We start from the raw sequence: 14,820 nt of genomic DNA on the forward strand, positions 1-14,820 counted from the left end.
AAACAAACGTTTGTATTGGATCAACTGGCATGTGTCGATATAATGCGCCAGCATGGCTTTGGGCGCGAGCCAGCCAACATTATAAAATATTAAGAGTGCCTGAGTAGGAGATAACCTGTGGAACGCGAATTTATGGAGTTCGACGTCGTCATCGTTGGCGCTGGGCCTTCTGGCCTGTCTGCCGCCTGCCGACTGAAACAAAAAGCTGCCGACGCAGGTAAAGAAATTAGCGTCTGCGTGGTCGAAAAAGGTTCTGAAGTTGGCGCCCACATACTCTCGGGTGCCGTATTTGAGCCGCGCGCGCTGAACGAGTTGTTCCCTAACTGGAAAGAGCTTGAAGCCCCGCTCAACACGCCAGTAAAGCGTGACGACATTTATATGTTGAAGAACGCCCAAAGCGCAACCAAGATCCCTGGCATGTTCGTGCCTAAGACCATGCACAACGAAGGTAATTACATTATCTCGCTGGGCAATCTGTGCCGCTGGCTGGCTCAGCAGGCCGAAAACCTCGGCGTAGAAATTTACCCGGGCTTCGCAGCACAAGAAGTCTTGATCAACGAAAATAACGTGGTTACCGGTATTCTGACTGGCGATTTGGGCGTTGATCGTGAGGGCAATCCGAAAGAAGGCGTATACACGCCAGGTATTGAACTGCGCGCCAAATACACCCTGTTTGCTGAAGGCTGCCGTGGCCATCTGGGCAAACAACTGATCAAAAAATTCAACCTCGATACTGAAGCCGATGCCCAGCATTACGGCATTGGTCTCAAGGAAATCTGGGATATCGATCCTGCCAAACACGAACAAGGTTTGGTTGTTCACACCGCCGGTTGGCCGCTGGACGATGAAAATATGGGCGGCTCGTTCCTTTATCACTTGGAAAACAACCAAGTGGTTGTCGGCCTGATCGTTGACCTGTCCTACAGCAACCCATTCCTGTCGCCATTCGACGAGTTCCAGCGCTACAAGCATCACCCAGTGGTTGCTCAATACCTGGAAGGCGGCAAGCGCGTTAGCTATGGCGCTCGTGCGATTGCTAAAGGTGGCCTCAACTCGCTGCCGAAAATGGTGTTCAATGGCGGCGCATTGATCGGCTGCGACCTGGGCACCCTCAACTTCGCCAAAATCAAAGGCAGCCATACCGCAATGAAGTCAGGCATGCTGGCGGCTGACGCTGTTGCTGACGCGCTGTTCGCGGGTAAAGAAGGTGGCGACGAATTGACCGGCTACGTCGACAGCTTCAAGTCGAGCTGGCTCTATGACGAGCTGTTCTGCAGCCGTAACTTCGGACCAGCCATGCATAAATACGGTGCCCTACTGGGGGGCGCGTTCAACTTTATCGACCAGAATATCTTCGGCGGTAAGATTCCGTTCACCCTGCATGACACCAAGCCAGACTACGCCTGCCTAAAGCTCGCAGCTGACTCCAAGCGTATCGACTACCCGAAACCAGACGGCAAACTAAGCTTCGACAAACTGTCTTCGGTATTCCTATCGAGCACCAACCACGAAGAAGAGCAGCCGTGCCACTTGAAGCTGGCCGATGCGAGCATTCCAGTGGACAAAAACCTGCCGATGTACGATGAACCGGCGCAGCGCTACTGCCCTGCCGGGGTTTACGAGATCGTGACCAAGGAAGATGGCGAGAAGAAGTTCCAGATCAACGCGCAGAACTGCGTGCACTGTAAGACCTGTGACATTAAAGACCCTGCCCAGAACATCACTTGGGTAGCGCCTGAAGGTGCTGGCGGCCCGAATTACCCGAACATGTAGTTTCGAGCGCTTAGCAAAAATGCCCGCTGCGAAAACAGCGGGCATTTTTTTATGGCTGCGATTTGAAGAATTTGTAGAGTGGCGCTTTTTTCATCCACCACTTACTCGCAGAGATTCTGCATATTGCCGCACATGGGTGGCTGACGCTTTTACAGCCACCATTTTGGGCCGCGGATATTCTCGATATTGACTGCCCCTTGGTGGGCACGTTTAGCGTTGCCACATCCGACACAACTCAATCCGGTTGCGGGGCTATTCGGAAAAACTCGCCACTGCTCCACACACCGAGCCAGTTCTGGCCATCGATCGCCTTTGGCACCGCCAATTCAACCAACTGATAAAACACATTGCGGTGAATCAGCGCCTCAAGATTGGTGCGCACCCGTACAAAGGGTGTGGGTTCCTGAGTTTTCGAGTCAAGTTCAACGCGAATTGGATGTTCGGCATCAGCGACAAACTCATCATCCACATTATTGGTAAATCGCAAAACCTGCGTCTCACCCTCGCCTTCAACCGCCAGTGCAATCGCGACAAAGGGGGCAACATCGACGCGAATCCCAACTTTTTCGACAGGCGTCACTAAGACATAGTCATCGCCGTCACGGCGGATAATGGTTGAGAAAAGCTTAACCATCGGCTTACGACCAATGGGTGTACCCATATAAAACCAAGTGCCATCACGGGCGATACGCATGTCGATATCGCCACAGAATTCGGGATTCCAAAGGTGTACCGGTGGCAGACCTTTTTTCTCGCTCTTTGGGATCTGCGAAAGCAGGTCATTGGCCTTGCCTGGATCACTCATACCTTCTGCTCCTTGCTCTGGTCAGCATTGAGACACAGGTCCAATGCCGGGCAGTTAATCACTTAAGCCAATCAGACTACGCGCATATTGTTCCAGCGGAGGTCCGATCAAGTCTTCCGGCTTCTCATCATAAAACGTCAGGAAGCCGCCGCGGCTACGAATACGCGCAGTATCGACCAAATAGCGGGTGCTCGTCTCGATCAACATGAGCTGTATCACCCCGCTATCGACCCCGATTCGGTCTAGGGCTTCTTGATCTTCCCACTCGGTGCCGGTGCCTATGCGGTCATCTGCTGTGGCAAAACGCCCATAAAGCAAATAGTGCGCGCCTGCACCCCGCGCCTCACTCATGGCTTGCTCAAGGCCCAACGGTGTCCGCGCCCTGCGTACCAGTGGGAAGTATTCGATAAAGCCTTTAAAGGCTTCCTCGGCAACAATATTGGCTTTTGGATTAGCCTCGCCACGTGGCGTGAAATAGCCTTGGGCGATGTAGATAAATGAATCTGCCTGCAAGCGTCGCGAGTTAGCCCGCTGTGTGTTGCTATGGTCAAGCACGCCGGCATCACGCAATTGATACTCGGTCCCGGCGGCCATATCGCTGACCGTCATGCAGCCGCTTAGCGGCAACAGCGCCAGCAAAACCATCAATGCCAACAAACTACGCATTACGCCTCTCCCTTGCCAGTGCCAAAATACCGGCGAATATGCAGGCAATGCAGGTTCCACGCCAAACCCTGACGACGGTTTTTTAGCCGCTGCAATCATCCACATTTAAATCGCTAACGACCGAAGCGGAAAATTTCGGCATCTGCGTTTGGCTTACCTAAGTAAAGATCGGCAATTATCTGCGCCGCAACCACACTGTAGGTAATACCGTTGCCGCCATAGCCAAGGGCAAAGTAAGCATTGGGGAATTCATCCGTTTCGCCAATGTAGGCCAGTCCATCTTGAGTCTCGCCAAAGGTACCTGCCCAAGCGTAAGCCACTTCAAAAGGAATTTTCGGCATTAGCTCAGCGAGTTTCTTAATGAGCTTGGTGCGTTTGTGCTCAAGTACTGCATCGCGAAGCTCGCTGTTTTTGAATGCCTCATCCTCACCGCCAATGATGATGCGGTTATCACTGGTGGTGCGTAGATAGCTGTAGGGCCGTGCCGACTCCCAAAGCAGGCATTGCTTGTGCCAGCCGTCGAACACTACATTGGGTTCGGTGATAAGGGCGAAGGTACTGTTGAGATCGACGACTTTTTCTTTCAACCAGCTCTGTGCTTCATAACCGCAGGCGAACACCACCTTTTGTGCGCGGACTTCAAGTCCCCGCTCAGTAATCGCGGTTATGCCCTGCGCGCTCTGGTCAATTTTAGCGACTCGGGTGCGGTCAAATATCGACGCGCCATTGCTCTGCGCCCGCTTTAGCAGTGCATGGGTAAGCAAGAATGGATCAACCTGCGCCCCCTGCGTGGAGTAAATACCGCAGGGGGCACTGAAATTAAAGTGTTCCACAATGGCCTCACGCCCCCACAACTGAACATCGAAACCTGCTTGTTTGCGCGCCTGATATTCCTTTTCAAGTGACTCAACATCATCCTCTGATGAGGCAAAGTAAAAACTGTCTTTGCGTGAAAATCCGCAGTCGGGCAGTTGTTCAGCCAGCTGCGCTAAGTTGTCGATAGCGTCCGAGCACAGCTGGTAGGCGCGTTCGGCCTGAGGCTTGCCAATACGAGTGATTAAGTCACTCAGGTGCATATCGATCTCGTATTGCAGCATCGCCGTAGAAGCGCTGGTGCTACCCCGGCCTACATCACGTCGGTCCAAAACCAGCACATTAATACCGAGCTGAGAAAGGTGGTCGGCCACTAAAGCGCCGGTAATGCCTGCGCCAATAACCAATACATCGCACTTGAGATTCTCGGACAGGCAGGGATACGACCTGACTAAGCCTGAGTTGATTGGCCAAAAACAGTGCCCTGAGCGCAGGTCCATAGTACTTTCCTTTTAGAGACAGGCCAGGTGGAGCACCGTCCGATTCCGACCTTGATGCTTGGCTGCATAAAGCGCTTGATCAGCGGTACTTAACCAGGTGGTTGCATCGCCCAGGCGCTCATCAAAATGAGCGATACCAATGCTCAAGCTTATGCGCAACCCTGGCACAGCGGGGAACTGTTGGGTGCTGATGTCTTGCCTGAGGCGCTCCATCACGTCCACTGCCTGATCAGGCCCGGTGTTTGGCAACAACACGCAAAATTCATCGCCGCCGTAGCGTCCTGCCAAATCATCGGCCCGCACTAATTGGCGAATACGCTCTGCAACCCTTAACAAAATATCGTCCCCGACAATATGCCCATGTTTGTCGTTGGTATTTTTAAAATTGTCGATATCGATCAGTGCCAGACATGCAGGTTGTTGCCCCGTCCGGCACTCTTCAAACACCAACTGCAGGCACTCAACCCAATAGCCTCGGTTGAACAACTGGGTAAGGCTGTCAGTGCGGCTCAATGTACGCAGGGTTTTCTTGTGCTGGCCAAGCTGCATTGCCAATTGGTAAAGCACCATGCCGATGGTCATCGGATGTATCACCAACATAGGGATACAGCCATAAACCACTTGCTGGCTTGTCTCAGGCGACAGCTGAAAACCGAAGACCGACATCGAAACAGCCATGCCCAGCAGTTGAAACAACAAGCCTAAGGCCACGAACCGGGCACCTCCTGTGGCAGTGTTGTTCATCGCCAACATAGACAGCATCATCACGGTAGGTAACAGGTTGAACTCAATGGTGGCTATCCAAAAGCCTCCCATAAACGAGTCGACCAGTACATGTCTGCGCTCATTCACAAAAGGCGAAGCAGCCATGCATGACAGGAAATAAGCGAGCCATGGCCAAACAAAGCAGTAGCCAACCAGCAGCGCCCACACAGCCACAGAGTGCTCACGCCCCCAAAGCACGCTGGCAACTGCGAAAAAACCCACACCCAAGCCAATTGCCCGAGGCAATGAAGTGCGTTTGGCGAAAGACAGACCGGCTTTTGGATTGCTTACCATAAACCCTACCCTAGGAATCTTCTGAAAAGTACAGCGCTAGGTATTACCGGGGCATTCATTACTGCGATTGCAAGAGACCAAAGCGTCTCAAATTCATAGGGTAATCGGGCTGTTATACCACTGTATTTCTGTCACCAAGTGTCTGCAACTGGACGACAGCACGGCGATTAATAAATCCGGTGCCATACGGCTGAATAGAGCTGCTAGCCCCGCTAAAGATAGTCAGCATTCCCTGTTCTAACCAGTCAGTTATGGGTAGTTAGATGACTATTTCGCCGCCCTGCCCTTGGTTTTTTTGCCCACTGAACCTGCGCGAAAGCCAGCACCCAGTCGGTTGACCCGTAAATAGGCCACCGATACTCTCAGTCCCCGCTAAGACACCAGGCAGCACACGTACTACACTATGTACACAGCGTAATGCGCTCAAGTTAATTAATAGGGAGCTACAGATGTTCAAGAGTCTAAGGACAGTCCATACAGCCATCGCCTTCACCGCAGCCATTGCATGCAGCGGCCAAGCGCTGGCGAGCCATCACTTCGAATCCCGCATCGTGCAAAAAACGCCAACGCTTAACCAGTTGGATAACTTCGTATTTGCTTCTGAGCGTCCCGATCACACAGTATTTGTGATGACCTTTAGTGCGGTTCCCAAAGCTGGAGTAGACGGAGCCCTCTCCACTCACGCGCTGTATAACATCCACGTTGCCAATGATGAGGCTTATAAAACCGGCCATACGTATAGCGTCAGCTATACAGGTGATGATGAATTCAGCCTGTACGCAGCGGATGCCCCTAACGTCGCAGCAGGAACCAAAGGCGCTAAATTGACCGATGGCCGCGTTGGTAAAACCACCGAACTAGAGAATGGCATCAAAGTCTGGACCGGTGTCGTCAAAGACCCCTTCTACGGTAACTCCACCAGCCTTGGTTTGCTGCGCGCTCAACTTCACAATGGCACCGCTTACGACCCATCAATCTGGGCGCAGGCACAGGGCAAAAGTATTTTTATCGGCCGTAAGGCCGCTGCAATCGTGTTGGATGTACCGAACTCAATGCTAGGTTCGAGCGTACGGGTATTTATGACCACTGACGCGCAAAAGAATGGGGCCTGGCAGCAGGTTCAGTACTCAGCAAACCCGCTGATCTCTCACACCATGCTGTTTGAAAATGGTGCACTCAAAGCCCAGCTTGATGGTAGCCGCCCTGATACTCAGAAGACTATCAAATCACTAATTTCTGCCCGCATCACCCGCGCAACATTATTGGCAAACAGCCAAAAAGACCCAATCAAGTACGCCGACAAAGTCGCCGATATGCTGATACCTGATGTGCTCACTTACAAAGTGGGAACTGCGGCTAAATATGCTGCCAGCGAGCGCAATGGACGCTCACTCGATGACGACGCAATGAGCGCTGTCTTGACCATGCTGCTTGGCACACCGACTGATCAGAAAATCAGTAACCCAAAACTGCATACACCAGGCTTCCCTTATTTGGTCCCGACCACTGTCGATTGATCCATCAATACGCCCGCAGCGCTTGAGTTGATTGCTGCGGGTCACCGCTCACGAAATCAAGGACGAAACCGTGTTTTCGCTAATAGCCTCTTTAGCAGACGGTGCGCTGCGCCGCTCAAGCAATCTAGCCCACCGGCTACGTCAAACAACCTTGGCACTGTCCATATTGACGCTGGCACCAATGGCAAGCGCCCATGAATTCTGGTTAGTGCCTCACGATGCGCAAACTGGCGTCAAGCAAAGGGTCGTATTCGAACTGCGAGTCGGGCCAACCTGGCCTGGGGTGAAAACCCCTCGCGTGGACAATCTGGTTAACTGGTTCACAGCCAGCGATGCCCAAGGAGAGTGGAAGGTTGCAGGCCGTGATCGCATGCTGGCAGTCGGCAACTTCACCACCCGCTCTCCAGGTGCGACTGTTGTCGGTATGCGGACCAACAGCGCTCACCTGGAGCTATCGGCAGTTGAGTTCAACAAGTACTTGAAGGAAGAAGGCCTGATTCAAGTGCTGAAAACGCGTGAGCGTTTCGGCCTGGCTGATGCGCCTGGCCGTGAGAATTTTTCCCGCTGTGCAAAAAGTATCATCTTGGTTGATGGTCAAAGTCAGGGCTACGACAAGCAGATTGGCTTACCGCTAGAGCTCTCCCTGAAGACCGATCCTCTGGCGCTGCGCACCGACCAGCCCTTTAGCATTCAATTGACGTTCCTGGGTGAGCCTCTGGCGAACACCTTGATCAAGGCGCAATTGAAGGCCGACCCACCTATCGAGCTAAGCGCTACGTCCGACGCCCAGGGCAGAGTTGATTTCAAGCTGCCTCAAGGTGGTTTGTGGCTGTTCAATGCCGTGCATATGGAGCCCAGCAGTGAAGACGATAGCGACTGGGAAAGCCTGTGGGCTTCTCTGACCGTTCAGCTAACGACCCAATCTAACGAGTAAGTCTTATGAACCTGCGTACACAACATTTACCTCAGTTAGGACTCTGGCTGATCATCATGCTCGTCAGTACAGGCGCTCAGGCGCACTCAGGCGTACAGGCTGGCTGGCTGCATCCGTTATCAGGCATGGATCACTTGCTGGCAATGATCGCCATTGGTGCATGGAGCACCCAAATGGGAGGCCGCGCAATCTGGATTGTGCCCAGCGCCTTCGTTTGCAGCATGATGGTCGGTGGAGTTCTTGGCTTTGAACAAGTAGACCTGCCGGGTGTGGAAATCGGCATTTGTATGTCGGTTGTGTTACTCGGACTGGCCATTGCCTTTGAAAAGACCTTCCCCGTGGTCATAGCTTCAATAGGCGTGGGCATCTTCGGTATGTTCCACGGCTATGCCCACGGCTACGAAATGCCGGTGATGGACAACAAGCTGACCTACTCGGCCGGATTCCTGAGTAGCACGGCCTTCTTGCATGTCGTCGGCGCAGTCGGCGCACTGCTGTTATTCAAACTTGCCCGTGGCCGCGTGATACTTCGCGTACTGGGCGCAATTTGCGCCCTACTCGGGGTTTACTTGACCGCTCAGCTATAAGCCCAAACGCTGTAAGCGGCTAATACCTATTAGCCGCTTACAGCGTCACGCCCTGAAACTGCAACGCTCAGCTCATGGCAATTTCTACATGCTCCCCGGCAAAGCGTACTGGCCAGGTGCGCAGTTGTTGCTCTGGGTATTCCAGGCAACTGCCATCATCTAGGCGAAAATGCTGCTTATACAGCGGTGCAGCAATCACCAGGTCGCCTGCCAGATTGCCGACAATACCGCGACCAATCACGTTAGCACCGGACTTTGGATCACGGTTATCGACTGCATAGAGCTGCTTGTCATTGGCCTCCCCCGGCAGATAAAACAAAGCAACTTGGACACCCTCGACCCAAGCAACCACACCGGAATTGGCGACCAAATCCTGTTTGCTACACAGCGCTTGCCACTGTTGAATTTGATCGGCTACGCGTAACTGGCTCATTAGACCACCTCTTCAAATAACGGAATCAGGGACAGCTCGGTATCGCGAACAGGGCGACGTTGTTCGCGCTCCTTTACAAAATGAATATCCGGGTCGCTGCGCTTGTCATTGACGAAGGTACGGAAGCGCTTGAGCTTCTCCGGGTCTTTCAATGCATTGGCCCACTCACACTCATAACGATCGACTACAAGCTGCATCTGCGCCTCAAGCTCAGTCGCAAGGCCGAGACTGTCCTCGATGATGACCGCCTTGAGATAGTCCAGCCCCCCTTCCAGTGATTCACGCCACACCGACGTCCGCTGCAGACGATCTGCCGTGCGCACGTAGAACATCAAAAAGCGGTCGATATAGCGGATCAGGGTTGCGTCATCCAAATCCGTCGCAAAGAGTTCAGCGTGACGTGGGCGCATACCGCCGTTACCACTGACGTAAAGATTCCAGCCGTTTTCAGTGGCAATCACGCCAACGTCTTTGCTTTGCGCCTCAGCACATTCACGGGTGCAGCCAGAGACCGCGAATTTGATTTTGTGCGGCGAGCGCAAGCCTTTGTAGCGGTCCTCAAGCAGCAACGCCATGCCGACACTGTCTTGCACACCGTACCGGCACCAGTTGCTGCCAACGCAGGATTTAACTGTGCGCAAGGATTTGCCATAGGCATGGCCTGTCTCAAAACCTGCCGCGATCAACTCACCCCAGATATCCGGCAGCTCATGAAGTTGTGCGCCGAATAAATCAATGCGCTGACCACCGGTGATTTTGGTGTAGAGGTCGTATTTTTTCGCCACCGCGCCAATTGCCAACAAGCCATCCGGGGTGATCTCGCCACCGGGAATCCGCGGCACCACTGAGTAGGTGCCGTTCTTTTGCATATTGGCCATAAAGGTGTCGTTGGTGTCTTGCAACGACACCAGCAAGGGGTCGGTAATCGAGCGGTTCCAGCAAGACGCCAGCACCGAACCCACCGCTGGTTTGCAGATGTCGCACCCCAGATGACCCTTGCCATGCTTGCTGAGTAGCTCATCGAAGGTCTCGATGCCCTCGACACGCACAATCGCGTACAACTCTTGACGGGTATAGGCAAAATGCTCGCAAAGGCTCTTGTCTACAACTACACCTCGGGCCGTCAATTCATGTTCAAAAACTTGCTTAAGCAGCGCCGCACAGCCGCCGCAACCTGTTGCTGCCTTGGTACAGGACTTAAGGCCTGCAAGGTCACCACAACCGCCGTCAATAGCTGCGCAAATCGCGCCTTTGCTGACGTTATGGCAGGAGCAGATGGTTGCCGTATCCGGCAATGCATCAGCACCCAACGCAGGAGCGCCCTCGCCTTGCGGCAAGATCAAACAGGAAGGATCAGCGGGCAGCTTGATGCCGTTTTGCACGTATTGCAGCAAGGTATCGTAATAGCTGTTATCGCCAACCAGAACTGCACCGATGGCATGCTTACCGTCGGGCGAAACGACCAGACGGCGATAGCTGGCAGTGGCTTCGTCAATAAAACGGTAACTGCGAGAACCTGGGGTGGCGCCGTGCGCATCGCCAATGGAACCAACATCGACCCCGAGTAATTTAAGCTTGGTTGACATATCGGCCCCCATGAAAGGGTCGCTGTCTTCCCCGCAAAGCTGGGTCGCCACCGCGCGAGCCATTTGATAACCCGGAGCAACCAAGCCGAAGACGCCACCGTTCCATGCGGCGCACTCACCAATGGCATAAATATGCGGGTCGTTGGTCCGGCATTGACTGTCGATTGCTATCCCGCCACGCGGACCCAGTTCGAGTTCACACTGTTTAGCCAGCGCATCCTGCGGGCGAATCCCCGCAGAAAATACAATGAGATCGGTTTCAAGAAACTCATCGCCAACAAAGTTCATGCGGTAACGGTATTCGCCACCCGCACTGATCGATTGGGTTGCGCGGGACAGGTGCACACTCACGCCAAGGGCTTCTATCTGGGCCTTGAGCGCCAAGCCGCCGTGATCATCCAGCTGCACAGGCATCAACCGCGGTGCAAACTCCACCACGTGAGCTTCCAGCCCTAAAGATTTCAACGCATTGGCTGCTTCTAATCCAAGCAAACCACCCCCCACGACCACACCGCGGCGAGCGTTTTTGGCTGCTGTCTGGATAGTGTCCAGGTCAGCCAATGTGCGGTAAACCAAACGCGAGTCACCTTCGGCACCTTCAATAGGGGGCACGAACGGGTAAGAGCCTGTCGCAAGCACCAGCTTATCGAACGTAAAGCAGCCTTCTGCGCTGATCACCTCGCGGCGTTGGCGGTCAATCTCCAGCACAGGAACGCCCAAATGCAGGGTTACTCCCGGTTGCTGATAAAGCGCTGCGCTACTTAGGGCCAGGGACTCGGCATCGCGACCCGTAAAGTATTCGGAAAGATGCACACGATCATAGGCCCGCAGCGGCTCTTCACTGAACACATGAATGCTGTATTGAGACAAGGCACCGCGCTCTATCAATTGCTCTACGCAGTGATGACCGACCATGCCGTTGCCAATAACGATCAGGGTTTGCAGATTATTCAAGGTTGCGACAGTGGAGTTCATAGAGCACCTGTACAAGCCAATCACGTTTTTAAAACCAAAAAAAAACGCCTGGAACCTAGAAGGTTCCAGGCGCCTTTGCCTGTTAGTTGCAGCTAAACCCAAGGCCGCAATGCCTTGTTTAGCGATGCTTGCCCACGTTCGGATCGCCATTGATCGAGTGAGCGGCCCTCAGCTGGTGAGAGCATTACCTCAGTAAAAGCAAGGCTTATGCCACATCCATGAAAGTAATGTTTTAGAAGCTTTCCAACTAAATCGAGGGTAACAACAAGGGGCTTTTAGAACAGCGATGGTGCAGTCAACCCATCCGACGCACCAGTCTGATGCCCGTTCGCTTACTGGCCCCTGCTTATCAGCCAAATGACCAGCACCGCCAGAAGCGCTGACAAACTCTTCCAAAACAACAAAGGGTTACGCTCCAAGAGGGGCGCACGGTGTTTGTTGAGCACGTTCTTGCTCGGTTGGCGCAACTCGAAAATAAATTCTGAGAGCGCCGGATAGCGCTTGAGTGGGTCGGGGTTCAGGGCTTTACGTAGCACATCATCAAGCCACACAGGCAACTCGCGGTTAGCATCATGCAAGGGCTGATAGACCAGACGGTTTTGTGCTGCACGGCTTTTGCACTTGGCCACATCGGCACCATAGGGCAAGTGACCACTGAGCATTTGATAAATAATCACCGCCAAGGAGAACTGGTCAGACCCTTGTGAGCCGCACTCTCCCAAGAAATATTCTGGTGCCGTGTACTGTGCAGTGCCAAGCAACTGGTTGCGTTCAATTGGCGAAGTAATCTCCATCAGTCCGGCGACTTGTGCCGAGCCGAAGTCGATCAACTTTATGCTGCCATCGGCATCAATCATGATGTTGTCAGGCCGCAGGTCCTGGTGGAGCATTTCCAGGCGATGAAACGCCTGCAAGCCTTTGCCGATTTGCTCAGCCATGGCCCGCACCTTCTCCAATTCAGGCTGAGGATGGTCGAGCAACCACTGACGCAGCGTTTGCCCCTCAACAAATTCACTGACGCTGTACAGATAATTACGCTTGCGCGTCGGCACTGGAGCCTTGAGTACGTATGGGCTGTCGATGCGCCGTGCCACCCACTCTTCGCTGAGCAGGCGCTCCAGATGCGCAAGATCATGCTGCAAATCGACCGAGGGTGCTTTGAGTACAACCTGGGCATCAGTTTCGATGTCTTGCGCCAAGTAAATATGGCTACGACTGCTGGCATAGAGTTCACGAATAATCCGATAGCCGTCGAACTCCGCACGTGCCTCAAGCACCGGCGCAAAAGGCAACTCCGTGAGTTGCTGCTGCAACTCGCTGGCATCTTGCAGGGGTACGCTGTCGACCCTGACTATCTGCACCGTTAAATTGTCATCACTGCCTTGCGCATAGGCGTGCTCGACAATCGAACGCGCGGCCGCCTCTAAATCGTGATCCAGGGTCTGAATCAACTCGACCATATACGCCGAACTGGCAAACTCATAAACACCATCAGTGGCAAAGACAAATCGGTCACCCTGCTCCACCTGAAGGCTTCTGTAGTCGAGCTCAAGGTGCGTATTGACCCCCATCGCCCGGCTCAAGTAACTCTTGTCTTGTGAGATCCAGAGGCGGTGATCCTCAGTCAATTGCTCCAACGTCGAATCACGCAGGCGGTAGATACGCGTATCACCGGCATGAAAGATATGCGCAGTGGTTGACTTGATCACCATGGCGCTCAAGGTGCACACATAACCTCGATCCAGGTCGTAGCGGTATTGGCTTTGCCGTGTTTGTGCATACAACCAGGAATTGGTCGCCATCAACACCCGCTGCGCCGACTTTTTTACCGACCAAGCCTCAGAGGTACAGAAATAATCACTGAGAAAACTGCCGACAGCTGACTCGCTGGCAATATGACTGACAGCACTGCTACTGATGCCGTCAGCCAACGCAATGGCAATGCCCTTAGCGGTGAGCTGCGGCTCAAGTGGGATGAAAACACCATGAAAATCCTGATTGGCAGCCTTTCGCCCTTTATCTGAGCACTGCCCAATGGATACTTTCAGCTGGCTTGCCATGTGGCTCCCAACACGACCCGCCAGCAATGCCGGCGAGCCGTGATCGCACAATTAGTTGAAGCTGCGCTTGGGAGCAGTCTTCACGTGGGTGGTGTACAGCGTCAGGCCAGTGAATGCCATGCCGCCAACCAGATTACCCAGTGCAGTGGGGATTTCATTCCACAGCATGTAGTCCATCACTGAGAAGTTACCGCCCATGATCATGGCTGATGGGAACAGGAACATGTTCACAACCGAATGCTCAAAGCCCATGTAGAAGAACAGCATGATCGGCATCCACATGGCGATGGTTTTGCCACTCACTGTGGTCGAGATCATTGCGCCAACTACGCCCATTGAAACCATCCAGTTGCACAGCATGCCGCGCAGAAAAATGGTCAACCAACCGGCAAGGCCGTATTCCGCGTAACCCAAGGTGCGCGCCTCACCAATGTGCGAGATTTTTTCACCAATGACGCCCGGGCTGGTAGAGAAACCGTACGTGAAGACGAAGGCCATCATAAACGCCACGGTCAGTGCACCGGCGAAGTTGCCAAGAAACACCAGACCCCAATTGCGCAGCACTCCATTTACAGTCACTCCAGGACGGCGGTCGAGCAGCGCCAGAGGCACGAGTACGAAAACCCCGGTGAGCAAGTCAAACCCCATCAGGTAAAGCATCACAAAGCCGACCGGGAACAACATAGCACCAACCAGTGGCATGCCTGATTGCACGGTAATGGTAATTGCAAAAACAGCTGCCAAAGCCAGGATCGCGCCGGCCATAAATGCGCGAATAAGGGTATCGCGAGTCGACATGAAAACCTTCGATTCGCCTGCATCCACCATTTTGCTGACAAACTCAGCAGGAGCTAGATAGGACATGTTTTTCTCTCTGAGGGTGAGTTTTTAAACGCAAAAAAAAGACGCCTGAAGCCTTTCAGCTCCAGGCGCCTTTGCCTGTTAACTTTTAGGGCTCAACCGCCCTGTTTAGCCCAACGAACAACTGGGTTTAATACCGTCTGATCGCCGTTGATCATTGGGCCACGTTGCGCGTTGAGCAATTGTGTTACCTAACTAAGTATTGAAAAAGCAAGTTACGCGCCAAACCCTGCTCAGTTAACGCTGATCCG

The 14,820-nt window shown here is 53.4% G+C and carries 12 protein-coding genes; 4 read left to right on the forward strand and 8 right to left on the reverse strand.

Translation table 11 applies throughout. The features are described from left to right. Window positions 1–117 precede the first annotated feature (117 nt). Window positions 118–1,773 (forward strand): electron transfer flavoprotein-ubiquinone oxidoreductase, encoded by a 1,656-nt coding sequence (locus ACIGCM_RS00370; protein ID WP_397500076.1) that lies wholly within the window; start codon window positions 118–120, stop codon window positions 1,771–1,773. Between the two features lie 235 nt (window positions 1,774–2,008). On the opposite strand, the gene ACIGCM_RS00375 is transcribed toward ACIGCM_RS00370, so the two are convergent. From ACIGCM_RS00375 to ACIGCM_RS00390, 4 genes are all read right to left on the reverse strand, one after another. Continuing rightward, window positions 2,009–2,578: a DUF1285 domain-containing protein gene (locus ACIGCM_RS00375; RefSeq protein WP_397500077.1), complete on the reverse strand. Its 570-nt coding sequence runs from the start codon at window positions 2,576–2,578 to the stop codon at window positions 2,009–2,011. A gap of 54 nt (window positions 2,579–2,632) precedes the next feature. Beyond that, window positions 2,633–3,244: a DUF4823 domain-containing protein gene (locus ACIGCM_RS00380; RefSeq protein ID WP_397500078.1), complete on the reverse strand. Its 612-nt coding sequence runs from the start codon at window positions 3,242–3,244 to the stop codon at window positions 2,633–2,635. Between the two features lie 113 nt (window positions 3,245–3,357). After that, complete coding sequence (locus ACIGCM_RS00385; RefSeq protein WP_397500079.1) at window positions 3,358–4,557, reverse strand: NAD(P)/FAD-dependent oxidoreductase; 1,200 nt, start codon at window positions 4,555–4,557, stop codon at window positions 3,358–3,360. A gap of 12 nt (window positions 4,558–4,569) precedes the next feature. Beyond that, window positions 4,570–5,616, reverse strand: coding sequence for a diguanylate cyclase (locus tag ACIGCM_RS00390; RefSeq protein ID WP_397500080.1), 1,047 nt, complete (start codon window positions 5,614–5,616; stop codon window positions 4,570–4,572). Window positions 5,617–6,065: 449 nt separating this feature from the next. Here ACIGCM_RS00390 and ACIGCM_RS00395 point away from each other — a divergent pair, with 449 nt between their 5' ends. The 3 genes from ACIGCM_RS00395 (at window position 6,066) to ACIGCM_RS00405 (ending at window position 8,654) form a co-directional block, all read left to right on the forward strand. Further along, window positions 6,066–7,133, forward strand: coding sequence for a hypothetical protein (locus tag ACIGCM_RS00395; RefSeq protein ID WP_397500081.1), 1,068 nt, complete (start codon window positions 6,066–6,068; stop codon window positions 7,131–7,133). Window positions 7,134–7,203: 70 nt separating this feature from the next. Further along, window positions 7,204–8,067, forward strand: a complete 864-nt coding sequence (locus ACIGCM_RS00400) for a DUF4198 domain-containing protein (RefSeq protein WP_397500082.1) — start codon at window positions 7,204–7,206, stop codon at window positions 8,065–8,067. 5 nt (window positions 8,068–8,072) lie between these two features. Next, window positions 8,073–8,654 carry a HupE/UreJ family protein gene (locus tag ACIGCM_RS00405; RefSeq protein WP_397500083.1) on the forward strand — a complete coding sequence of 194 codons (582 nt, stop codon included), beginning with the start codon at window positions 8,073–8,075 and terminating at the stop codon, window positions 8,652–8,654. A 67-nt stretch (window positions 8,655–8,721) separates the two neighbouring features. Here ACIGCM_RS00405 and nirD read toward each other — a convergent pair whose 3' ends face one another. The 4 genes from nirD to ACIGCM_RS00425 all read right to left on the reverse strand — a co-directional run bounded on the left by nirD (window position 8,722) and on the right by ACIGCM_RS00425 (window position 14,572). Beyond that, the gene (gene nirD / locus ACIGCM_RS00410; protein ID WP_397500084.1) at window positions 8,722–9,087 is read right to left on the reverse strand and encodes a nitrite reductase small subunit NirD; all 366 of its coding nucleotides are present in this window, start codon (window positions 9,085–9,087) and stop codon (window positions 8,722–8,724) included. Then, window positions 9,087–11,648, reverse strand: a complete 2,562-nt coding sequence (gene nirB, locus ACIGCM_RS00415; protein WP_397500085.1) for a nitrite reductase large subunit NirB — start codon at window positions 11,646–11,648, stop codon at window positions 9,087–9,089. The genes nirD and nirB overlap by 1 nt, the downstream gene beginning before the upstream one ends. Window positions 11,649–11,980: 332 nt before the next feature. Next, the gene (locus ACIGCM_RS00420; protein ID WP_397500086.1) at window positions 11,981–13,708 is read right to left on the reverse strand and encodes a protein kinase; all 1,728 of its coding nucleotides are present in this window, start codon (window positions 13,706–13,708) and stop codon (window positions 11,981–11,983) included. A gap of 51 nt (window positions 13,709–13,759) precedes the next feature. After that, on the reverse strand, window positions 13,760–14,572 hold the full coding sequence (locus ACIGCM_RS00425) for a formate/nitrite transporter family protein (protein WP_397500087.1): 813 nt from the start codon (window positions 14,570–14,572) through the stop codon (window positions 13,760–13,762). Window positions 14,573–14,820: the final 248 nt, after the last annotated feature.

The sequence above is a fragment of the Pseudomonas sp. NPDC078700 genome (assembly GCF_044542375.1).
GTDB lineage: Bacteria > Pseudomonadota > Gammaproteobacteria > Pseudomonadales > Pseudomonadaceae > Aquipseudomonas.

Coding starts and splice junctions, on each gene's coding strand:
- nirB (WP_397500085.1), bottom strand. CDS start 11,648: ATGAACTCCACTGTCGCAACCTTGAATAATCTGCAAACCCTGATCGTT.
- ACIGCM_RS00395 (WP_397500081.1), top strand. CDS start 6,066: ATGTTCAAGAGTCTAAGGACAGTCCATACAGCCATCGCCTTCACCGCA.
- ACIGCM_RS00380 (WP_397500078.1), bottom strand. CDS start 3,244: ATGCGTAGTTTGTTGGCATTGATGGTTTTGCTGGCGCTGTTGCCGCTA.
- ACIGCM_RS00405 (WP_397500083.1), top strand. CDS start 8,073: ATGAACCTGCGTACACAACATTTACCTCAGTTAGGACTCTGGCTGATC.
- nirD (WP_397500084.1), bottom strand. CDS start 9,087: ATGAGCCAGTTACGCGTAGCCGATCAAATTCAACAGTGGCAAGCGCTG.
- ACIGCM_RS00420 (WP_397500086.1), bottom strand. CDS start 13,708: ATGGCAAGCCAGCTGAAAGTATCCATTGGGCAGTGCTCAGATAAAGGG.
- ACIGCM_RS00375 (WP_397500077.1), bottom strand. CDS start 2,578: ATGAGTGATCCAGGCAAGGCCAATGACCTGCTTTCGCAGATCCCAAAG.
- ACIGCM_RS00385 (WP_397500079.1), bottom strand. CDS start 4,557: ATGGACCTGCGCTCAGGGCACTGTTTTTGGCCAATCAACTCAGGCTTA.
- ACIGCM_RS00425 (WP_397500087.1), bottom strand. CDS start 14,572: ATGTCCTATCTAGCTCCTGCTGAGTTTGTCAGCAAAATGGTGGATGCA.
- ACIGCM_RS00390 (WP_397500080.1), bottom strand. CDS start 5,616: ATGGTAAGCAATCCAAAAGCCGGTCTGTCTTTCGCCAAACGCACTTCA.